This window comes from Enterobacter sp. BNK-22, from assembly GCF_048684805.1.
Taxonomy (GTDB): domain Bacteria; phylum Pseudomonadota; class Gammaproteobacteria; order Enterobacterales; family Enterobacteriaceae; genus Enterobacter; species Enterobacter quasiroggenkampii.
This window is the reverse complement of sequence record NZ_JBLQTT010000001.1, coordinates 2,498,024-2,518,753: the sequence shown is the minus strand read 5'-3', so window position 1 is coordinate 2,518,753 and position 20,730 is coordinate 2,498,024. Positions and strand designations below refer to the sequence as shown.

Genomic DNA, 20,730 nt, shown 5'->3' with positions numbered 1-20,730 from the left:
GGCGATAGACCGGGTCAGCGGGCAGGATTAACGCGCGTTCTGCTTGATGAAGTCGTGAATGCTGGTGTCCTGCGCCATGTCGGAAATGGTATCCGTCAGCACGCTGTTAACCGCATCAGCAATATTTTTATTCGATGCCTGGAACGCGCCTTCTACAGAGTAGCTCGCGCGATAGTTCTTGGTCATCTTGTTACCGTTCTTCGCGGTCGCGATGATGGCGATATCCGCTTTTGTGGCGATGTTGTAGCGCACGTTGCCCTGAGACACATCAGCGTACAGGTTGTTCACGATGATCTGCAGATCCACCGCGCCGCTTGGGCCAACCATATAGCCACGGGAGGTCATCTGTTTCTCCAGCACTTCCTGCAGCAGGAAGCGCAGGTCGCGGGAGGCGGTGAGCGTCACCTGCTGGTTATCGCGGGTCACTTTAGCCAGAGCCTGATCCTGACGCTGATCGGCGCCGTTAATGCTCACGGTGACGCCCATCAGGCTTGGGTCCTGCTGAGGCAGGGTGATTTTCGGTGAGACATCAATGGTGGTCGGCGGGGTAGCGCAGCCTGCCAGCATAAAAAGGGCTACCAATGGAAAGAAGAGTTTTTTTAACATTTTAAGGTTCTCACGAATCGTAAGCATAATAGAGAGAAAAATTGCCGCCATCATAACATCGCCAACGGTCAGGGGAAGTGGTCAACGCATGTAAATTCATCGTCTTGTCCGAAAACTGACCAGCTCACCCATTTTCTCCTTCCACGGATGACAAAAGGTATGAGCCTCACAGTGAACTTCATTCGTTTGAATGAGAAAATCAGACGAAAGCTAAATATTTGTTGTCAAGGTGTAATGGAAACGGTAAAAGCGGCTAATATTTAAAGGGATGGGTGACATCCTGGCGTTGTCGGAGGAGTAATTTCATGATGATACGTGAGCATATAGAAGATAAATTAAGGGCAGCGTTCAACCCTGTGTTCCTCGAAGTCGTCGACGAAAGCTATCGTCATAACGTACCGGCAGGTTCTGAAAGCCACTTTAAAGTGGTTCTGGTTAGCGATCGCTTCACGGGAGAACGTTTCCTGAACCGACATCGCTTGATCTACAGCACCTTGACGGAAGAGCTCTCCACGACCGTGCATGCGCTGGCACTGCATACCTACACTATTAAGGAATGGGAAGGCTTGCAGGATACGGTTTTCGCATCGCCGCCCTGTCGCGGTGCAGGCACTATCGCCTGATAAATCGGATTTGCAACGGCTGGAGCTTTTCCAGTATGTTGCTTACAGATTTCCTCAAAACGGCCTCCGGGCCGTTTTGTTTTGTCTGAGTTTTGAGCGGATGGTGCGATTTTAAGGCTAAAAATAGCCTTAAAGTGTGAAAAAAGCCGCAGCAACATGCCCCAACCGTTCTCGACTCACCTAAGTGATGCCGCTATAATGCCGCGTCTTATTGAATGTCTTCGGGATGATTCTGGCGACAGGGAATGTGAATCTGCACTAAGAGAGCATCCCGGTATAACAGACAGATTCAGAGTTGACCGAGCACTGTGATTTTTTTGAGGTAACAAGATGCAAGTTTCAGTTGAAACCACTCAAGGCCTTGGCCGCCGTGTAACGATTACTATCGCTGCTGACAGCATCGAAACTGCTGTGAAAAGCGAGCTGGTCAACGTAGCAAAAAAAGTACGTATTGACGGCTTCCGTAAGGGCAAAGTACCAATGAATGTTGTTGCTCAGCGTTATGGCGCTTCCGTGCGTCAGGATGTGCTGGGTGAACTGATGAGCCGCAACTTTATCGATGCGATCATCAAAGAAAAAATCAATCCGGCCGGTGCGCCAAACTACGTTCCAGGCGAATACAAACTGGGCGAAGACTTCACCTACTCCGTAGAGTTCGAAGTGTACCCGGAAGTTGAGCTGAAAGGTCTGGAATCTATCGAAGTTGAAAAACCGATTGTCTCCGTGACTGACGAAGACGTTGACGGCATGCTGGACACCCTGCGTAAGCAGCAGGCGAACTGGAAAGAGAAAGAAGGCGCTGTTGACGCGGAAGACCGTGTGACCATCGACTTCACCGGTTCTGTAGACGGCGAAGAGTTCGAAGGCGGCAAAGCGTCTGACTTCGTACTGGCAATGGGCCAGGGTCGTATGATCCCAGGCTTCGAAGACGGTATCAAAGGCCACAAAGCGGGCGAAGAGTTCACCATCGACGTGACCTTCCCTGAAGAGTACCACGCTGAAAACCTGAAGGGTAAAGCAGCGAAGTTCGTCATCAACCTGAAGAAAGTGGAAGAGCGCGAACTGCCAGAACTGACTGAAGAGTTCATCAAACGTTTCGGCGTGGAAGACGGTTCTGTTGCTGGCCTGCGTACCGAAGTGCGTAAAAACATGGAGCGCGAGCTGAACGGCGCTGTGCGCAACCGCGTGAAGTCTCAGGCGATCGAAGGTCTGGTGAAAGCCAACGAAATCGACGTTCCTGCTGCCCTGATCGACAGCGAAATAGACGTTCTGCGCCGTCAGGCTGCACAGCGTTTCGGTGGCAACCAGCAGCAAGCGATGGAACTGCCACGCGAGCTGTTCGAAGAGCAAGCGAAACGTCGCGTTGTGGTTGGCCTGCTGCTGGGCGAAGTGATTCGTACCCACGAGCTGAAAGCTGACGAAGAGCGTGTGAAAGGCCTGATCGAAGAGATGGCTTCTGCATACGAAGATCCATCAGAAGTGATCGAGTTCTACGGTAAGAACAAAGAGCTGATGGACAACATGCGCAACGTAGCCCTGGAAGAGCAGGCGGTTGAAGCGGTACTGGCGAAAGCGAAAGTGACCGAAAAAGCGACCTCTTTCAACGAACTGATGAACCAGCAGGCGTAATTTCGCCCCAACGGTTTAAAGTTTGAACAGAAAACCCGTTGCCTTGCGGCAGCGGGTTTTTTTTATCGCAGCCAGAGCCCAGGAAGAGTGCTAAAACGCCCTTTCGGTGTTAGCGTAACAACAAAAGGTTGTTATGCTTGAAATAGGGCACTGTGAACCCCATAAGTACGTAATCATGATGAATGAGACTGGCTGATAATCCGTCCGTAAGGTTACAATCAGTACAGCAGGTGTTTTCAATTTTGATCCAGGAGACGGAAATGTCATACAGTGGCGAACGAGATAACTTTGCACCCCATATGGCTCTGGTGCCAATGGTTATTGAACAGACCTCACGTGGTGAGCGTTCTTTTGATATCTATTCCCGTCTGCTCAAGGAACGCGTTATCTTTCTGACCGGCCAGGTGGAAGACCACATGGCTAACCTGATCGTGGCGCAGATGCTGTTTCTGGAAGCGGAAAACCCGGAAAAAGACATTTACCTGTACATTAACTCCCCGGGTGGCGTGATTACAGCAGGGATGTCCATTTATGACACCATGCAATTCATCAAACCGGATGTCAGCACGATCTGTATGGGTCAGGCAGCATCTATGGGCGCGTTCCTGTTAACCGCAGGGGCGAAGGGTAAGCGTTTCTGCTTGCCAAATTCCCGCGTGATGATTCACCAGCCGCTGGGCGGTTACCAGGGGCAGGCGACGGATATCGAAATCCACGCCCGCGAAATTCTGAAAGTAAAAGCGCGCATGAATGAACTTATGGCGCAGCATACGGGTCAACCTCTCGAGCAGATCGAGCGCGATACCGAGCGCGATCGCTTCCTCTCTGCTTCAGAGGCAGTTGAGTACGGCTTAGTCGACTCCGTGTTGACCCATCGTAATTGATGCCCGCGACGCGAGTGTGCCGCTATACTAAGGTAGGGCGGCACGCTGCTTGATGCAGCTTGCGTCTTAGAATGGCATTTGCGTCGTCATGTGCGGCACAAAGAACTTAAAAAGAGGTTTGGACTCATGACAGATAAACGCAAAGATGGTTCGGGCAAACTGCTGTACTGCTCTTTTTGCGGCAAAAGCCAGCATGAAGTGCGTAAACTGATTGCCGGGCCGTCCGTGTATATCTGCGACGAATGTGTCGATTTATGTAACGACATCATTCGCGAAGAGATTAAAGAAGTCGCACCGCACCGTGAGCGCAGCGCGCTGCCAACGCCGCATGAAATTCGTCATCACCTTGACGACTACGTCATCGGTCAGGAGCAGGCCAAGAAAGTGCTGGCGGTAGCGGTCTATAACCACTACAAACGCCTGCGTAACGGCGACACCAGCAATGGCGTGGAACTGGGTAAAAGCAACATTCTGCTGATCGGCCCAACCGGTTCCGGTAAAACGCTGCTGGCTGAAACCCTGGCGCGTCTGCTTGATGTTCCGTTCACCATGGCGGATGCCACCACCCTGACCGAGGCCGGTTACGTGGGTGAGGACGTCGAAAACATCATCCAGAAACTGCTGCAGAAGTGCGATTACGACGTACAGAAAGCCCAGCGCGGGATTGTTTACATCGATGAGATCGACAAGATCTCCCGTAAATCCGACAACCCGTCCATCACCCGTGACGTATCGGGTGAAGGCGTACAGCAGGCACTGCTGAAGCTGATCGAAGGTACGGTAGCCGCTGTTCCACCACAGGGTGGGCGTAAACATCCTCAGCAGGAGTTCCTGCAGGTTGATACCTCCAAGATCCTGTTCATCTGTGGCGGTGCGTTTGCCGGTCTGGATAAAGTCATATCCCACCGTGTTGAAACCGGCTCCGGCATTGGTTTTGGCGCAACGGTGAAATCGACGGCTGAAAAACCGAACGAAGGCGAGCTGCTGTCTCAGGTCGAACCGGAAGATCTGATCAAATTCGGTCTGATCCCTGAGTTCATCGGTCGTCTGCCGGTTGTGGCAACGCTGAATGAGCTGAGTGAAGACGCGCTGATCCAGATCCTGAAAGAGCCAAAAAATGCGCTGACCAAGCAGTATCAGGCGCTGTTCAATCTGGAAGGCGTTGACCTGGAATTCCGCGACGAAGCGCTGGATGCCATTGCTAAGAAAGCGATGGTCCGTAAAACCGGTGCTCGTGGTCTGCGTTCTATCGTTGAAGCGGCACTGCTCGACACCATGTACGATCTGCCGTCGATGGAAGACGTTGAGAAAGTGGTGATTGACGAGTCCGTCATCAGCGGTCAAACCAAGCCGCTGCTGATTTACGGTAAACCGGAAGCCCAGCAGGCATCTGGCGAATAATTCACCAAATCATACAAGCAGTTAATCAAAAAGGGGGGATTTTATCTCCCCTTTACTTTTTCCGTATTCATAGCGTTGAATGTGTGGGAAACATCCCCATATACTGGATACATGTTAATGGTTATGTGAAGCACAGTGACATGACCAGCTTACCTGGCGGACACTAACTAAGAGAGAGCTCTATGAATCCTGAGCGTTCTGAACGCATTGAAATCCCCGTATTGCCGTTGCGCGATGTGGTGGTTTATCCGCACATGGTCATACCCTTATTTGTAGGGCGGGAAAAATCTATCCGTTGCCTCGAAGCCGCTATGGATCATGATAAAAAAATCATGCTGGTGGCGCAGAAAGAAGCATCAACGGATGAGCCGGGTGTAAACGATCTTTTCACCGTCGGGACCGTGGCCTCTATTTTGCAGATGCTGAAGCTGCCTGACGGCACCGTGAAGGTGCTGGTTGAAGGCCTGCAGCGTGCGCGTATTACCACTCTGTCAGACGACGGCGAACATTTCTCTGCCAAGGCAGAGTACCTTGATTCGCCTGAACTTGATGAGCGCGAGCAGGAAGTACTGGTTCGCACCGCGATTAGCCAGTTTGAAGGCTACATCAAGCTGAACAAGAAAATCCCACCAGAAGTGCTGACGTCGCTGAACAGCATCGACGATCCTGCACGTCTGGCGGACACCATCGCTGCACATATGCCGCTGAAGCTGGCTGACAAACAGTCCGTGCTGGAAATGTCCGACGTTAACGAACGTCTGGAATATCTGATGGCGATGATGGAGTCCGAAATCGATCTGCTGCAGGTTGAGAAGCGTATTCGCAACCGCGTGAAAAAGCAGATGGAAAAATCTCAGCGTGAGTACTATCTGAATGAGCAAATGAAGGCCATTCAGAAAGAACTGGGCGAGATGGACGATGCGCCGGACGAAAACGAAGCGCTGAAGCGTAAGATCGACGCGGCGAAGATGCCGAAAGAGGCGAAAGAGAAAGCCGAAGCCGAGTTGCAGAAGCTGAAAATGATGTCTCCAATGTCGGCTGAAGCGACCGTCGTACGCGGCTACATTGAGTGGATGGTGCAGGTTCCGTGGAACGCCCGCAGCAAGGTCAAAAAAGACCTGCGTCAGGCGCAGGAAATCCTCGATACCGACCACTACGGCCTGGAACGCGTGAAAGACCGCATTCTTGAGTACCTCGCGGTTCAAAGCCGTGTAAACAAAATCAAAGGCCCAATTCTGTGCCTGGTAGGACCGCCAGGGGTGGGTAAAACCTCTCTGGGTCAGTCCATCGCTAAAGCGACCGGACGTAAGTATATCCGTATGGCGCTGGGTGGCGTGCGCGATGAAGCGGAAATCCGCGGTCACCGCCGTACCTACATCGGTTCTATGCCGGGTAAATTGATCCAGAAGATGGCGAAAGTGGGCGTTAAAAACCCGCTGTTCCTGCTGGATGAGATCGACAAGATGTCGTCGGACATGCGTGGCGATCCAGCGTCTGCCCTGCTGGAAGTACTTGATCCAGAACAGAACGTGGCGTTCAGCGATCACTATCTGGAAGTGGACTACGACCTGAGCGACGTCATGTTCGTGGCGACGTCGAACTCCATGAACATTCCGGCTCCGCTGCTGGACCGTATGGAAGTGATCCGTCTCTCCGGTTACACCGAAGACGAGAAGCTGAACATTGCTAAACAGCACCTGCTGCCGAAACAGATTGAGCGTAACGCGCTTAAAGCCAACGAGCTGACCGTCGAGGACAGCGCGATTATTGGCATCATTCGCTACTACACCCGTGAAGCGGGCGTGCGTAGCCTTGAGCGTGAAATCTCTAAACTGTGCCGTAAGGCGGTGAAACAGTTGCTGCTGGATAAGAGCCTGAAACACATTGTGATTAACGGCGATAATCTGCATGCCTATCTCGGTGTTCAGCGCTTCGACTACGGTCGCGCGGATAACGAAAACCGCGTTGGCCAGGTGACCGGTCTGGCATGGACGGAAGTGGGCGGCGATCTGCTGACCATCGAAACCGCCTGTGTACCGGGTAAAGGCAAACTGACCTACACCGGCTCGCTGGGTGAAGTGATGCAGGAGTCCATTCAGGCGGCGCTGACCGTGGTGCGCGCGCGCGCGGAGAAACTGGGGATCAACCCTGATTTCTACGAAAAACGCGACATCCACGTGCACGTACCTGAAGGGGCGACGCCGAAAGATGGTCCAAGCGCGGGTATTGCCATGTGTACCGCTCTGGTTTCTTGCCTGACAGGGAACCCGGTGCGTGCCGATGTGGCGATGACCGGTGAGATTACGCTGCGTGGCCAGGTTCTGCCGATTGGCGGCTTAAAAGAAAAACTGCTGGCGGCACACCGCGGTGGGATCAGAACCGTATTGATCCCTTACGAAAATAAACGCGATCTGGAAGAGATTCCGGACAACGTGATTGCCGACCTGCAGATTCATCCTGTTAAGCGAATTGAGGAAGTTCTTAGTCTCGCATTGCAGAATGAACCGTCAGGAATGCAGGTTGTAACCGCAAAATAGTGACCTCGCGCAAAGAGCGTCAATAAAAACAAGGCTGGTAAGTCATTTCGCACTTGCCAGCCTTTTTTTGTATAGCTAATTTAGATTGCTGATTAGGTCAGCCATCAACAACGGGTGTTGTAAGGTCATGGCAGGCCTGATATAACTGCTGCGCGGTCGCGTTGTGAAGGATTCAGGCGCGATATAAATTATAAAGAGAGGAAGAGAACAGTGAATAAATCTCAACTGATTGACAAAATTGCTGCTGGTGCTGATATTTCTAAAGCTGCAGCTGGACGTGCGTTAGATGCATTAATTGCTTCTGTTACTGAATCTCTGCAGGCTGGGGACGACGTTGCACTGGTAGGCTTCGGTACTTTTGCTGTTAAAGAGCGTGCTGCCCGTACTGGCCGCAACCCTCAGACCGGTAAAGAGATCACCATTGCTGCCGCTAAAGTGCCGGGTTTCCGTGCAGGTAAAGCGCTGAAAGACGCAGTAAACTGATTGCTTTCCCGTTTCAGGGAAGCCGGATAGTACAAGGGCGCATCGTTTGATGTGCCTTTTTTGTTTGTCCAGACCTGATTTGTGCGAGTTTATGCGAGTTGTGGGCTGACAATCGCCCCGTTTTCTTGTCACAATACGACTTTACGCGCGACGGGCAGGATTTTCCGTCAGCGTCAGGTAACCAGTCACCTACAGCGGAGTGTTGTTACACCATGATGGACAGCTTACGCACGGCTGCTAACAGTCTCGTGCTCAAGATTATTTTCGGTATCATTATCGTGTCGTTCATATTGACCGGCGTGAGCAGTTACCTTATTGGCGGTGGCGCGAACTATGCCGCAAAAGTGAATGGCCAGGAGATCAGCCGCGGTCAGTTCGAGAATGCTTTTGCCGGTGAACGTAACCGTATGCAGCAACAGCTGGGCGACCAATTCTCTGAACTGGCAGCGAACGAAGGGTACATGAAGACCCTGCGCCAACAGACTCTGAACCGTCTTATCGACGAAGCTCTGCTGGATCAGTATGCCAAAAAACTGGGCCTTGGCATCAGCGATGAGCAGGTGAAAAAAGCCATTTTCTCCACGCAAGCCTTCCAGTCTAACGGTAAATTCGACAACGCGCGTTACAACAGCATCGTCAACCAGATGGGGATGACGGCCGATCAGTACGCGCAGGCTCTGCGTAACCAGCTGACCACTCAGCAGCTCATCAATGCCGTTGTCGGCACTGATTTCATGCTCAAAGGTGAAACGGATGAACTGGCCGCGCTGGTAGCACAGCAGCGCGTTGTACGTGAAGCGACCATTGATGTGAACGCCCTTGCCGCGAAACAGCAGGTGAGCGACGCTGACGTTAACGCTTATTACGAGCAGAACAAGAATACCTTTGTTTCTCCAGAGCAGTTCCGTGTGAGCTACATCAAGCTGGATGCTGCCGCGCTGCAGGAAACCGCGTCTGACGCGGAAATCCAGTCTTACTATGACCAGCATCAGGATCAGTTCACACAGCCGCAGCGTAACCGCTACAGCGTGATTCAGACCAAAACCGAGGAGGATGCCAAAGCGGTACTGGATGAGCTGAACAAAGGCGCTGATTTCGCGACCGTCGCGAAAGCGAAATCCACCGACATTATCTCTGCGAAAAACGGCGGCGATATGGGCTGGCTGGAAGACGCGACCACGCCGGACGAGCTGAAAAATGCCGGCCTGAAAGAGAAAGGCCAACTGTCTGGCGTCATTAAATCTTCCGTGGGCTTCCTGGTCGTGCGTCTGGACGACATCACCGCGGCGAAAACCAAGCCGCTGGCTGAGGTTCGCGACGATATCGCGGCGAAAGTGAAACAGGAAAAAGCGCTGGATGCCTACTATGCACTGCAGCAGAAGGTGAGCGATGCTGCCAGCAACGACAACGAATCTCTGGCGGGTGCCGAGCAGGCGGCTGGGGTGAAAGCGGTTGAGACGGGCTGGTTTGGCCGTGACAACCTGCCGGAAGAACTGAACTTCAAACCGGTTTCAGATGCCATCTTCAACGGTGGTCTGGTCGGCGAGAACGGCACGCCGGGCAGTAACTCTGACATCATTACCGTTGATGGCGATCGTGCGTTTGTGCTGCGCGTCAGCGAGCACAAGCCAGAAGCGGTCAAACCGCTGGCGGAAGTGAAGGATCAGGTCGTCGCTCAGGTTAAGCACAACAAAGCGGAACAGCAGGCGAAGCTGGATGCTGAGAAGATTCTGGCCGATCTGAAAGCGGGTAAAGAGGATGCGCTGAAAGCGGCTGGCCTGAGCTTCGGTGAGGCGAAAACGCTGAGCCGTACCGGTCAGGATCCAATCAGCCAGGCCGCGTTTGGCCTGACTCTGCCTGCGAAGGACAAGCCAAGCTTCGGTACTACCACCGATGCGCAGGGTAACGTCGTTCTGCTGGCGCTGGATGAAGTGAAAGCCGGTACCCTGCCAGACGCGCAGAAGAAGGCGATGGTCCAGGGGATTACCCAGAACAATGCTCAGATTGCCTTCGAAGCCATGATGAGCAACCTGCGTAAAGATGCCAAAATTAAGCTGGGCGACATCATCACTCAGCAGCAATAATTACGTATCTGCTCGCAGATTTTCGTAACGCTCTGCAATAACTAAAGGCCGCTTTCGCGGCCTTTTCCATTTCTGCACTCTGCTGTTTGTGCCGGTTTTCTCGGGCGGCTATCGTGACGGGGCTGTCAACAAACAAGGAGATAACAGCATGAAATGTGGAATCAAAGCACTGTTAATTACGCTGGCTATTGCCACCACCGGGATGAGCGCGGGGGCGCTGGCGGCGACGCCTGCCGCCAAACAACAGACGACACAGAGCAAATCCGACGCAGCGACGATGGCGCAAGGGCAGACTAAAGCGACCGAAGCCGGTAAAAATGCGGACGATGATGGTACGCGGGTCAGCATCAATTCAGCCTCTGCCGAGGATCTCGCCCGCGTGATGAATGGCGTCGGACTGAAAAAAGCGCAGGCTATCGTCAGCTATCGTGAAGAGTATGGTCCTTTCAAAACGGTCGACGATCTCAAACAGGTTCCGGGCATGGGGAGCGCGCTGGTTGAGCGCAACCTCTCACACCTGACGTTGTAATCTCACAATTACTTGCACAGCGGCAAAAATTTGCCAGGATAAAGAGGTCATACCAGTTATGACCTCTCATCCTACAATAACAGTAAAGGCTATTGCGCTATGCAGACAAAAATTAAAGTACGCGGTTTTCACCTCGACGTTTACCAGCATGTGAACAATGCCCGCTACCTGGAGTTTCTTGAGGAAGCGCGCTGGGACGGGCTGGAAAACAGCGAAAGCTTTCAGTGGCTGACCGCGCACAACATCGCGTTCGTGGTCGTCAATATCAACATCAACTACCGTCGTCCGGCCGTGCTGGGCGATGTACTCACGGTGACCAGCCAGGTGCAGCAGATCAATGGCAAAAGCGGCGTGTTAAGCCAGGTGGTGACGCTCGATCCCGAAGGGCAGGTGGTCGCTGATGCGCTGATTACTTTTGTCTGTATCGATCTGAAAACGCAAAAAGCGCTGCCGCTGGAAGGGGAATTGCGCGAAAAGCTGGAGCTGATGATCGCGTAGGAATTTGTCTTTTATAAAAGACAAAAGGGTTTTTCAGGGATAGAATAATGGACAGGGACTACGTTGTTGAACGTTACCGGACCCGTGACGGGAAAGTGCCGTTTGAGGAGTGGGTAGCCAGAATGAATCGAAGGGATCCGGATACGGTTTTCCGGATCCTTATGCGGATCAACCGTGCAATAAAACGTAATTTTGGCGATTACAGATACCTCAGGGAAGGTGTTTGGGAGATGCGAGTCGACAGTGGCCCCGGCTACAGAATCTTTTTTGCAGTAGAGAATCGGCAGGTTTTATTGTTACTTATCGGTGGTGACAAAAAGAGCCAAAAAGCGGATATCAAACTGGCAATAGATTACTGGAAAGATCATCAAATAAAAGGACAATCGAATGAGCGCCACTGAACGAAAATATTCGAGTTCTGTTAGCCATCATGATGCTGTTGTGAAAATGCTACGAGAGAATCCTTCCTACGCTCAGCGTTATTTGCAAACAGCCCTGGAAGAAATCTATGAAGACCAGGGGATCCCTGCCTATCTCATTGCACTCCGCCAGGTGATCGAAGCACGAGGTGGCATCGGAGAAATTTCTGCTAAATCAGGCCTGTCTCGTCAGCAGCTATACCGAACCTTATCAGACAACGGCAACCCAACGCTGACAACGCTGATGAAAGTCACCCGTGCTGCCGGCGTGAAACTGTTCGACAGCACGGTTAAGTAGCCCTATTTAAGCCCGGTTTTTTTCTGCATCGCGGCCATCACGCCGGCTTTATCGGCCAGATAGTGGTTCAGCCCATTCGCGCGCAGATTACAGGCGGCGCACTGGCCGCAACCGTCGCCTTTGATGCCGTTATAGCAGGTGAGGGTTTCGCTGCGAACCAGGTCCAGCTTGCCCCAGTAGTCCGCCAGCGCCCAGGTTTCGGCTTTATCCAGCCACATCAGCGGGGTTTCAAAGCGCGTCTCTTTCGCCATCCCCAGATTGACGGCGTGGTTTAACGCCTTCACGAACTCATCACGACAGTCCGGGTAGCCGGAGAAATCTGTTTCACACACGCCCGTGATCACCGCTTCGGCTTTCACCTGGTAGGCGTAGATCGCCGTCAGGGTCAGGAAGAGGATATTACGGCCCGGCACGAAGGTATTCGGAATGCCGCTGGCATCGGGTTCGTAGTCCGGGACGGGAATACTGTCCCGGGTGAGGCTACTCACGGCCAGTTCATTTAACAGCGTAACGTCCAGCACCTTGTGCGCGCGTGCGCCCAGTTTCAGGGCCAGTTCACGGGCAACGTCGATCTCAGCGCGATGACGCTGACCATAATCGAAAGTCACACAGTGAACTTCATCGTACTGATGAAGAGCCTGAACCAGGCAGGTAGTAGAATCTTGTCCTCCGCTGAACACGACGACGGCACGTTTCATAAATCATCTCGACTGTTACGGTAAAAACGTTATGTTACCGTCTGACCACGACGGCGACCAGCTTCTTCACGCTTTGGGGGCGGGCAGCCAGGCTTCGGTAAAGTCAAACCAGCCGCGGGTGTTGAGGCGTATGCCGTTGACACCCGGCGGGGCGCTGATCTGGTATTGATAATTGAACAGTGGGGTGATCACCGCCTTTTCCATGAGTCCGGAGAAAATGGCCCTGAGCCCGGCATGTCTGGCCTGCTCATCTGACTGAGTCTGTACCGCATCCAGCGTGGCCTTCAGATGGGCATATTGCGGCGCGCTCAGCAGGTGTGGCCAGAGGGCATCACAGCGTAGCCACTGCTCAAGCGTATATTCCGGCGCTTCGCCAATCAGCCTGTCACCCATCATGAGATCCGCGTCCGCCAGTTGCTGGCATCCGTCCCAGGTTTTTGCGTCGTGAAAGATAACCGTTAGCTCGCAGCCCTGCTGTGCAAGGTACTGTTTTAGCTGACGCGCCATCGTGTGCAACTCAACTGGCAAATGGTAAATCAGGGTTAAGGTCTCCGGCAGGGGGACATGTGCCAGATCCGACCACTGAGGGATCGCCCATCCGGGCAGTAATTCCTCTGTTGGGGTAATCAGCCCCTCGTTAAGCGGTAGCGTATGCAGAAGCGATGAGAGATGAATGATGTTGATGAGCCGTCGTGCCTGCATTTCACTCAGCCGCGGGCTTTGCTTCAGGGTGAGATAGCAAAAGCCAAGACTGGTACTGTTCGTCACCAGGCGCAGGCTTTCAAGTTCATCCGGCTCGCCAATGGCGATCTGCACCGGATGGCGACAGCTGGTACCCAGCCCATAGTCAAACAGCGTCGGTGTGATCCAATATTCGATAGCCTTAAGCAGCGGGTGGCTGAGATGGTACTGCTCGTGGCTTTCCAGACGGACAAGATCGGGCTCATATACGCTTAGCCTGAAGGGGCCGCAGCCCGTCATGGGCTGTTCGGGATGTGCAAGCCGACTACAGTAGGTGGCCAGGCGGTGTGCCAGCCAGTAGTCCGGCTGGTGCAGCGTGAACGTCAGACACTGAGGGTGAGTGACGTCAATGCGCAGGACGCTCTGGAACAGTTTCCGCAGGGCGGGCAAGGCAAAAAGCGCATTCAGGCTTTGCTGAAGCTGTCCGGTTTCGACCTTATCGCCGTTATGCCAGTGTAAGGTGGAACGAATATAAAAATGCCAGCGCAAACCGTCCGTCGACACCTCCCAGTGATGGGCAAGGTCGCCAGTCGGTTCACTGCTGTTGCCGTGAAAGCGCGTCAGTCCTGAAAAGATCTGTCCTGCCAGATGCTGTTCCGCCCGACCGGGTAAAAAACCCGGATGAAGCGGATCCAGCGAGCGGTAATAAGGGATGCGCAGCGTTGGCGTATCGTTTTGCCACTGCCCGCCTAAAAAGGGATGCAGCAATGATCGCAATGCGTCGGGGGCGAGCTGGGCCAGCTCAAGCACGTTGTGCTGTTCTCCCCGCCTCAGCGCCTCCTCCATCATGGTATTGCGCAGAGATTCAGGCGCGACATGGAACGTCAGTTCACCCCGTTTACCGCGGCCAGACTGCGCTCGCCAGCTCAGCCAGCCCGCCTCCTGTGCCTGACGCAGCAGCGTTCGGACATGCCGCTCGCTGCAAAAACAGCGGGCGGCCAGCTCGCTGATGGTGACCTGTTGCGTTGCACCCTCGGAAGGCTGCCAGAGCCGGTGATACTGATTAAGTCGATTGAGCTGGCGCATGCTAAACCCGGAACAATAATTATCATCTTTTCACTATTACTTCCGTATATCTCACACGATACTGTTGCACAAGTTAACCGCATCACATTTCGGGAGTAATCATGGCTCGGCTCGCTGCATTTGATATGGACGGTACGCTGTTAATGCCGGATCACCGTTTAGGGGAGAAAACCCTGAACACGCTGAAGCGTCTGCACGAGCGTAATGTCACCCTGACGTTTGCCACTGGCCGCCATGTGCTGGAGATGCGCCACCTGCTGGGCGCGTTTTCCCTCGACGCCTTTCTGATCACCGGCAACGGGACGCGAATTCACTCCGTAGAAGGCGATGTGCTGCACCGACAGGATCTCAACCCGGAAGTGGCGGACATCGTGCTGCACAGTACCTGGGACACGCAGGCCAGCGTCCACGTCTTTAACGATCGCGGCTGGTTTACCGGAAGCGACATCCCGGAATTATTGCACGCGCATGTATACAGCGGCTTTAAATACCAGCTTATCGATCTGCGTCGGATCCCTGCCCATGCGGTAACCAAGATCTGCTTCTGTGGCGATCATGACGATCTATGCCGCTTAAGGATTCAACTGAATGAGGCGCTGGGCGACCGGGCGCACCTGACCTTCTCGGCGGTGGATTGTCTGGAAGTGCTGCCGGTAGGCTGTAACAAAGGTTCGGCTCTGGCGGTGCTGAGCGACCACCTGGGCTTAACGCTGCAGGAGTGTATGGCGTTCGGCGACGCCATGAACGACCGCGAAATGCTGGGTAGCGTAGGTCGCGGTCTGATCATGGGGAATGCGATGGCGCAGCTGAAAGCAGAACTTCCTCATCTGCCGGTTATTGGTCACTGCCGTAATGAAGCGGTGTCCCATTTTTTGACGCATTGGCTGGACAATAACAACCTCCCCTATTCCCCCGAATAGTGAGACCCTTCCAGCAAGCCAGACTTCGGTCTGGCTTTTTTTTATTTCAGCAGCTGCGCAATCTGCGCTTTCCAGGGGGCGATGTCACCGATGTTAGCCTGCACCCACTCCGCATTGTAGTAGGTATCAAGGTAACGCTCGCCGCTGTCGCACAGCAGCGTGACGATGGAACCGCTGCGGCCCGCTTCGCGCATGCGTGCGGCAAGCTGCAGCGCGCCCCACATATTGGTGCCCGTCGAGGCGCCCACTTTGCGACCCAGCTGCGTTTCCAGCCAGTGAGCGGTGGCCACGCTGGCGGCATCCGGCACGCGCATCATCTCGTCCACCACGTCGGGGATGAAAGAGGGCTCGACGCGCGGACGACCAATGCCTTCAATTTTGCTGCCTACCGGGCTGCGCAGGTCGGCATCGCGGTTTTGCCAGTAGTCGAGGAACACGGAGTTCTGCGGATCAACCACCATCAGCTGGGTATCGTAGCCCTGACAGCGGATGTAGCGTCCGATCGTGGCTGACGTGCCGCCGGTACCGGCGCTCATGACAATGTACGACGGAACCGGATGCGGTTCGTGGGTCATCTGGCGGAAGATACTGTCGGCAATGTTGTTATTCCCGCGCCAGTCTGTCGCGCGCTCGGCGAAGGTGAACTGGTCCATATAGTGGCCGTTCAGCTCACGGGCCAGCATTTCGGAGGCGGCGTAGATTTCGCAGGCGCTTTCCACAAAGTGGCAGCGACCGCCGTAAAATTCGATCTGCTCGATTTTGCGTTTTGCGGTGCAGGAGGGCATCACCGCGATAAACGGCAGACCCAGCAGGCGGGCGAAATAGGCTTCGGATACTGCCGTTGAACCGGAAGAGGATTCAATAATGGTGGTACCCTCTTTAATCCAGCCGTTACATAAACCGTATAAAAACAGCGAGCGCGCCAGGCGATGCTTCAGGCTGCCGGTAGGATGGGTGCTTTCATCTTTCAGATAGAGCTGAATGCCGTCAAATCCCGGCAGGGAAAGGCGAATCAGGTGCGTATCCGCCGAGCGCTGATAGTCGGCATTGATTTCGCTGATCGCATGTTTAACCCAGGTGCTATTCATCGTCGTTATCCGTTTGTCATTTTGTGCCTAGCATAGCGAAAAGCACAGAAAAAATTGTTGCTATCTGGCCTTTAAAATAGAATGAAGGGAGAAAATTTTTCTCTGTGAGGTGGGTATGCTAGATAAAATTGACCGCAAGCTCCTTTCATTGCTGCAAAGTGACTGTACCCTCTCTTTGCAGGCGCTGGCAGATGCCGTTAATCTGACCACCACCCCGTGCTGGAAGCGTCTTAAGAAGCTGGAAGATGACGGCATTCTTCTGGGGCGCGTCGCGCTGTTAGATCCCGAAAAACTGGGGCTTGGATTGACGGCATTTGTGCTGATAAAAACCCAGCATCACAGCAGCGAGTGGTATTGCCGCTTCGTCACCCAGGTGTCTGAGATGCCCGAAGTGCTCGGTTTCTGGCGCATGGCCGGCGAGTACGATTACCTGATGCGCGTCCAGGTGGCCGACATGAAGCGCTATGATGACTTCTACAAGCGGCTGGTGAACAGCGTGCCGGGGTTATCGGACGTCACCTCAAGCTTCGCCATGGAACAGATTAAATACACCACAGCATTACCTATTGAATAACTTCGTAAAATACCTTCAGGAACAAACCGCGTGCGATTATTTGCCCAATTAAGCTGGTACTTTCGTCGGGAGTGGCAACGCTACCTCGGTGCAGTCGCCCTGCTTATTATCATTGCCATCCTGCAGCTGATCCCGCCGAAAGTTGTGGGCTACGTCGTGGATGGCGTCACCGAACAGCATTACACCACCGCACGGGTGTTGATGTGGGTTGGCACGCTGGTGCTGACGGCGGTCATTGTTTATCTGCTGCGCTACGTCTGGCGCGTGCTGCTGTTTGGTGCGTCCTATCAGCTGGCCGTTGAGCTGCGCGAAGATTTTTATCACCAGCTGAGCCGACAGCATCCCGAATTCTATCTACGCCACCGCACCGGGGATCTTATCGCGCGCGCCACTAACGACGTCGACCGCGTGGTCTTTGCCGCCGGGGAAGGGGTGTTGACGCTGGTGGACTCGCTGGTGATGGGCTGTGCGGTGCTGATCGTCATGTCCACGCAGATCAGCTGGCAGTTGACCCTGCTGGCCCTACTGCCGATGCCGCTCATGGCGCTGGCGATCAATCGCTATGGCGAACAATTGCACGAGCGCTTCAAGCTGGCGCAGGCGGCGTTTTCGTCGCTGAACGATCGCACCCAGGAGAGCATGACCAGCATCCGCATGATCAAGGCGTTTGGCCTGGAGGACCGGCAATCAGCGCTGTTTGCGGCCGATGCCGCGGACACGGGAGCGAAGAACATGCGCGTCGCGCGTATTGACGCTCGCTTTGACCCGACGATCTATATCGCGATTGGCATGGCAAACCTGCTGGCCATTGGCGGCGGCAGCTGGATGGTGGTACAGGGCACGCTCACCCTGGGGCAATTGACCAGCTTTGCCATGTATCTGGGGCTGATGATATGGCCGATGCTGGCGCTGGCCTGGATGTTTAACATTGTGGAGCGCGGCAGTGCCGCCTATAGCCGCATTCGCGCCATGCTGGCCGAAGCGCCGGTGGTCATCGACGGTAGCGAAGCCGTACCGGAAGGGCGCGGCGTCATGCATGTCGACGTCCGCAAGTTTGTCTATCCGCATACGGAGCATCCGGTGCTGGAGAACGTCAGCTTTACGCTGCAGCCCGGCCAGATGCTGGGCATATGTGGCCCGACGGGATCCGGTAAAAGTACCGTGCTCTCGCTGCTCCAGCGCCACTTTGACGTCACGCAGGGCGATATTCGCTTCCATGATATTCCGCTCACCAGCCTGCTGCTGGATGAGTGGCGTGGTCGCCTGGCGGTTGTCAGCCAGACGCCGTTTCTTTTTTCTGACACCGTGGCGAACAACATCGCGCTCGGTTGCCCGGCGGCAACGCAGGAAGAGATCGAGCATGTGGCGCGTTTAGCCAGCGTACATGATGACATTTTGCGTCTGCCGCAGGGCTACGACACCGAAGTCGGGGAACGTGGCGTCATGCTGTCCGGCGGGCAAAAACAGCGTATCTCCATTGCTCGCGCGCTGCTGCTGAATGCGGAAATCCTGATCCTGGACGATGCGCTCTCCGCCGTGGATGGCCGTACCGAGCATCAGATCCTGCATAACCTGCGCCAGTGGGGCGACGGACGCACGATAATCATCAGTGCCCATCGTTTGTCAGCGCTTACCGAAGCCAGTGAAATTCTGGTATTGCAGCACGGCCATATTGCCCAGCGTGGGCAGCATGACGCGCTGGCCGAGCAGCCGGGCTGGTATCGCGATATGTACCGCTATCAGCAGCTTGAAGCAGCGCTTGACGATGCGCCGGAACAGGATCAGGAGGCCGCCAATGCGTAAGCTCGGAACGATGTGGCCGACGCTTAAACGTCTGCTGGCCTACGGCTCGCCGTGGCGTAAACCGCTCTCCGTTGCTGTGCTTTTACTCTGGATTGCGGCGATTGCCGAAGTGAGCGGACCGCTGCTCATCAGCTATTTCATCGACAATATGGTCGCCAAAAGCTACCTGCCGCTCGGGCTGGTGGCGGGGTTAGGCGTGGCCTACGTTGGCTTACAGCTGACGGCGGCAGGGTTGCATTATGCTCAGTCGCTGCTGTTTAACCGGGCCGCCGTGGGCGTTGTTCAGCAGCTGCGTACCGATGTCATGGACGCGGCGCTTCGCCAGCCGCTCAGCGAGTTTGATATCCAGCCGGTCGGGCAGGTGATTTCGCGCGTGACCAACGATACCGAGGTGATCCGCGATCTGTACGTCACCGTGGTCGCGACGGTATTACGCAGCGCGGCGCTGATTGGCGCGATGCTGGTGGCGATGTTCAGCCTCGACTGGCGCATGGCGCTGGTGGCGATCACCATCTTCCCGGCGGTGCTGATCGTCATGGTGATTTATCAGCGTTACAGTACGCCGATTGTGCGTCGGGTTCGCGCCTATCTGGCCGACATCAACGATGGCTTCAACGAAGTGATTAACGGCATGAGCGTCATCCAGCAGTTCCGCCAGCAGGCGCGCTTTGGCGAGCGCATGGGCGAAGCCAGCCGTTCACACTATATGGCGCGTATGCAGACGCTGCGCCTGGACGGTTTCCTGCTGCGACCGCTGTTGAGCCTGTTCTCAGCGCTGGTGCTGTGTGGGTTGCTGATGCTCTTTGGCCTGAGCTCAAACGGTACGATTGAGGTGGGCGTGCTGTACGCTTTTATTAGCTATCTGGGACGCCTCAACGAGCCGCTGATCGAGCTCACTACGCAGCAATCGATGCTGCAACAGGCGGTCGTCGCCGGTGAGCGCGTCTTTGAGCTGATGGACAGGCCGCGTCAGGCCTACGGCAATGATGAGCGACCTCTGCAAAGCGGGACTATCGCCTTTGATAACGTCTCGTTTGCCTACCGCGAAGATCGTCTGGTGTTGCAGGACATCACGCTTGACGTTCCGTCGCGCGGTTTCGTCGCGCTGGTGGGCCATACCGGCAGCGGTAAAAGCACGCTCGCCAGCCTGTTGATGGGCTACTACCCGGTCACGCAAGGCGAAATCCGCCTCGACGGGCGCCCGCTCGCGTCTCTTAGCCACACGGTGTTACGCAAAGGCGTTGCGATGGTGCAGCAGGATCCGGTCGTACTGGCCGATACCTTCTTTGCCAACGTAACCCTGGGACGGGACTATTCGGAGGAGCAGGTTTGGGCAGTACTGGAAACGGTGCAGCTGGCAGAGCTGGCGCGCGGGTTCAGCGACGGGATCAACACGAAGCTGGGCGAGCAGGGCAACAATCTCTCCGTGGGGCAAAAACAGCTCCTGGCGCTGGCGCGCGTCCTGATTGAAACGCCGCAGGTGCTGATTCTTGACGAAGCTACGGCCAGCATAGATTCCGGTACCGAGCAGGCGATTCAGCAGGCGCTGGCCGCCGTACGCGACCATACGACGCTGGTGGTGATTGCCCACCGTCTTTCCACCATCGTCGACGCGGACACTATTCTGGTGCTGCATCGCGGACAGGCCGTGGAGCGCGGTACGCACCGCGAGCTGCTGGAAGCAAAAGGGCGCTACTGGCAGATGTACCAGCTGCAGCTGGCGGGCGAAGAGCTGGCCGCCAGCGTGCGTGATGAAGAGTCGCTTAGCGCCTGATGCACTAAAATGAGGCGCCGCGCTAACAGTCATTCCTGTTGGTGCAAAACTGAAACGCACCCTGCACCGGCATGGTGCGTTTTTTTTCACCGGTTCATTTATCAGGGCCGTGTAA

Annotated in this window: 19 protein-coding genes; 15 read left to right on the top strand and 4 right to left on the bottom strand. The window is 54.8% G+C overall.

All coding sequences use genetic code 11. From position 1 onward, the window contains the following. Positions 1–27 precede the first annotated feature (27 nt). The gene (locus ACMGGE_RS11935; protein WP_028017643.1) at positions 28–606 is read right to left on the bottom strand and encodes a lipoprotein; all 579 of its coding nucleotides are present in this window, start codon (positions 604–606) and stop codon (positions 28–30) included. Positions 607–911: 305 nt separating this feature from the next. Between ACMGGE_RS11935 and bolA the strand changes: the two genes are divergently transcribed. The 11 genes from bolA (at position 912) to ACMGGE_RS11880 (ending at position 11,991) form a co-directional block, all read left to right on the top strand. Continuing rightward, the gene (gene bolA, locus ACMGGE_RS11930; RefSeq protein ID WP_021241655.1) at positions 912–1,229 is read left to right on the top strand and encodes a transcriptional regulator BolA; all 318 of its coding nucleotides are present in this window, start codon (positions 912–914) and stop codon (positions 1,227–1,229) included. 330 nt (positions 1,230–1,559) lie between these two features. Continuing rightward, complete coding sequence (gene tig / locus ACMGGE_RS11925) at positions 1,560–2,858, top strand: trigger factor (RefSeq protein WP_008503318.1); 1,299 nt, start codon at positions 1,560–1,562, stop codon at positions 2,856–2,858. Between the two features lie 260 nt (positions 2,859–3,118). Next, entirely contained in the window at positions 3,119–3,742 is a 624-nt protein-coding gene (clpP, locus tag ACMGGE_RS11920; protein ID WP_008503317.1) for an ATP-dependent Clp endopeptidase proteolytic subunit ClpP, read from the top strand. A 126-nt stretch (positions 3,743–3,868) separates the two neighbouring features. Next, a complete protein-coding gene (gene clpX / locus ACMGGE_RS11915; RefSeq protein WP_045909778.1) occupies positions 3,869–5,143 on the top strand; it encodes an ATP-dependent protease ATP-binding subunit ClpX in 1,275 nt (424 codons plus the stop codon). Between the two features lie 182 nt (positions 5,144–5,325). Beyond that, on the top strand, positions 5,326–7,680 hold the full coding sequence (gene lon / locus ACMGGE_RS11910; RefSeq protein ID WP_420293787.1) for an endopeptidase La: 2,355 nt from the start codon (positions 5,326–5,328) through the stop codon (positions 7,678–7,680). 210 nt (positions 7,681–7,890) lie between these two features. Beyond that, positions 7,891–8,163: a nucleoid-associated protein HU-beta gene (gene hupB, locus ACMGGE_RS11905; protein WP_002444653.1), complete on the top strand. Its 273-nt coding sequence runs from the start codon at positions 7,891–7,893 to the stop codon at positions 8,161–8,163. Between the two features lie 212 nt (positions 8,164–8,375). Continuing rightward, positions 8,376–10,247: a peptidylprolyl isomerase gene (ppiD, locus tag ACMGGE_RS11900; RefSeq protein WP_048030092.1), complete on the top strand. Its 1,872-nt coding sequence runs from the start codon at positions 8,376–8,378 to the stop codon at positions 10,245–10,247. Positions 10,248–10,395: 148 nt separating this feature from the next. After that, entirely contained in the window at positions 10,396–10,776 is a 381-nt protein-coding gene (locus ACMGGE_RS11895) for a helix-hairpin-helix domain-containing protein (protein ID WP_069720233.1), read from the top strand. A 99-nt stretch (positions 10,777–10,875) separates the two neighbouring features. Continuing rightward, entirely contained in the window at positions 10,876–11,274 is a 399-nt protein-coding gene (locus ACMGGE_RS11890; protein ID WP_024906822.1) for a YbgC/FadM family acyl-CoA thioesterase, read from the top strand. A gap of 47 nt (positions 11,275–11,321) precedes the next feature. Continuing rightward, positions 11,322–11,675, top strand: a complete 354-nt coding sequence (locus tag ACMGGE_RS11885; RefSeq protein ID WP_248220852.1) for a type II toxin-antitoxin system RelE/ParE family toxin — start codon at positions 11,322–11,324, stop codon at positions 11,673–11,675. Further along, positions 11,662–11,991 carry an addiction module antidote protein gene (locus tag ACMGGE_RS11880; protein ID WP_028012165.1) on the top strand — a complete coding sequence of 110 codons (330 nt, stop codon included), beginning with the start codon at positions 11,662–11,664 and terminating at the stop codon, positions 11,989–11,991. Before ACMGGE_RS11885 ends, ACMGGE_RS11880 begins: the two co-directional genes overlap by 14 nt. A gap of 2 nt (positions 11,992–11,993) precedes the next feature. Here the strand turns inward: ACMGGE_RS11880 and queC are convergent, their stop codons facing one another. After that, on the bottom strand, positions 11,994–12,689 hold the full coding sequence (queC, locus tag ACMGGE_RS11875; protein WP_008503311.1) for a 7-cyano-7-deazaguanine synthase QueC: 696 nt from the start codon (positions 12,687–12,689) through the stop codon (positions 11,994–11,996). 66 nt (positions 12,690–12,755) lie between these two features. Then, entirely contained in the window at positions 12,756–14,456 is a 1,701-nt protein-coding gene (locus ACMGGE_RS11870) for an SgrR family transcriptional regulator (RefSeq protein ID WP_420293786.1), read from the bottom strand. 101 nt (positions 14,457–14,557) lie between these two features. Here ACMGGE_RS11870 and cof point away from each other — a divergent pair, with 101 nt between their 5' ends. Further along, a complete protein-coding gene (gene cof / locus ACMGGE_RS11865; RefSeq protein WP_045356424.1) occupies positions 14,558–15,376 on the top strand; it encodes an HMP-PP phosphatase in 819 nt (272 codons plus the stop codon). A 41-nt stretch (positions 15,377–15,417) separates the two neighbouring features. Here cof and ACMGGE_RS11860 read toward each other — a convergent pair whose 3' ends face one another. Further along, positions 15,418–16,464: a PLP-dependent cysteine synthase family protein gene (locus tag ACMGGE_RS11860; RefSeq protein ID WP_048030096.1), complete on the bottom strand. Its 1,047-nt coding sequence runs from the start codon at positions 16,462–16,464 to the stop codon at positions 15,418–15,420. A 115-nt stretch (positions 16,465–16,579) separates the two neighbouring features. Here ACMGGE_RS11860 and ACMGGE_RS11855 point away from each other — a divergent pair, with 115 nt between their 5' ends. Genes ACMGGE_RS11855 through ACMGGE_RS11845 form a run of 3 tightly spaced genes read left to right on the top strand, consistent with a single transcriptional unit; the run spans position 16,580 to position 20,615 of the window. Then, complete coding sequence (locus ACMGGE_RS11855) at positions 16,580–17,038, top strand: Lrp/AsnC family transcriptional regulator (protein WP_008503307.1); 459 nt, start codon at positions 16,580–16,582, stop codon at positions 17,036–17,038. 30 nt (positions 17,039–17,068) lie between these two features. Continuing rightward, positions 17,069–18,841, top strand: coding sequence for a SmdA family multidrug ABC transporter permease/ATP-binding protein (locus tag ACMGGE_RS11850; RefSeq protein ID WP_126534535.1), 1,773 nt, complete (start codon positions 17,069–17,071; stop codon positions 18,839–18,841). Next, entirely contained in the window at positions 18,834–20,615 is a 1,782-nt protein-coding gene (locus ACMGGE_RS11845) for a SmdB family multidrug efflux ABC transporter permease/ATP-binding protein (protein ID WP_048030098.1), read from the top strand. Before ACMGGE_RS11850 ends, ACMGGE_RS11845 begins: the two co-directional genes overlap by 8 nt. Positions 20,616–20,730: the final 115 nt, after the last annotated feature.

Bases quoted from the DNA above. Each gene is read 5' to 3' on its own strand.
- ACMGGE_RS11935 (WP_028017643.1), bottom strand. From the start codon at position 606: ATGTTAAAAAAACTCTTCTTTCCATTGGTAGCCCTTTTTATGCTGGCA.
- bolA (WP_021241655.1), top strand. From the start codon at position 912: ATGATGATACGTGAGCATATAGAAGATAAATTAAGGGCAGCGTTCAAC.
- tig (WP_008503318.1), top strand. From the start codon at position 1,560: ATGCAAGTTTCAGTTGAAACCACTCAAGGCCTTGGCCGCCGTGTAACG.
- clpP (WP_008503317.1), top strand. From the start codon at position 3,119: ATGTCATACAGTGGCGAACGAGATAACTTTGCACCCCATATGGCTCTG.
- clpX (WP_045909778.1), top strand. From the start codon at position 3,869: ATGACAGATAAACGCAAAGATGGTTCGGGCAAACTGCTGTACTGCTCT.
- lon (WP_420293787.1), top strand. From the start codon at position 5,326: ATGAATCCTGAGCGTTCTGAACGCATTGAAATCCCCGTATTGCCGTTG.
- ppiD (WP_048030092.1), top strand. From the start codon at position 8,376: ATGATGGACAGCTTACGCACGGCTGCTAACAGTCTCGTGCTCAAGATT.
- ACMGGE_RS11895 (WP_069720233.1), top strand. From the start codon at position 10,396: ATGAAATGTGGAATCAAAGCACTGTTAATTACGCTGGCTATTGCCACC.
- ACMGGE_RS11890 (WP_024906822.1), top strand. From the start codon at position 10,876: ATGCAGACAAAAATTAAAGTACGCGGTTTTCACCTCGACGTTTACCAG.
- ACMGGE_RS11885 (WP_248220852.1), top strand. From the start codon at position 11,322: ATGGACAGGGACTACGTTGTTGAACGTTACCGGACCCGTGACGGGAAA.
- ACMGGE_RS11880 (WP_028012165.1), top strand. From the start codon at position 11,662: ATGAGCGCCACTGAACGAAAATATTCGAGTTCTGTTAGCCATCATGAT.
- queC (WP_008503311.1), bottom strand. From the start codon at position 12,689: ATGAAACGTGCCGTCGTCGTGTTCAGCGGAGGACAAGATTCTACTACC.
- ACMGGE_RS11870 (WP_420293786.1), bottom strand. From the start codon at position 14,456: ATGCGCCAGCTCAATCGACTTAATCAGTATCACCGGCTCTGGCAGCCT.
- cof (WP_045356424.1), top strand. From the start codon at position 14,558: ATGGCTCGGCTCGCTGCATTTGATATGGACGGTACGCTGTTAATGCCG.
- ACMGGE_RS11860 (WP_048030096.1), bottom strand. From the start codon at position 16,464: ATGAATAGCACCTGGGTTAAACATGCGATCAGCGAAATCAATGCCGAC.
- ACMGGE_RS11855 (WP_008503307.1), top strand. From the start codon at position 16,580: ATGCTAGATAAAATTGACCGCAAGCTCCTTTCATTGCTGCAAAGTGAC.
- ACMGGE_RS11845 (WP_048030098.1), top strand. From the start codon at position 18,834: ATGCGTAAGCTCGGAACGATGTGGCCGACGCTTAAACGTCTGCTGGCC.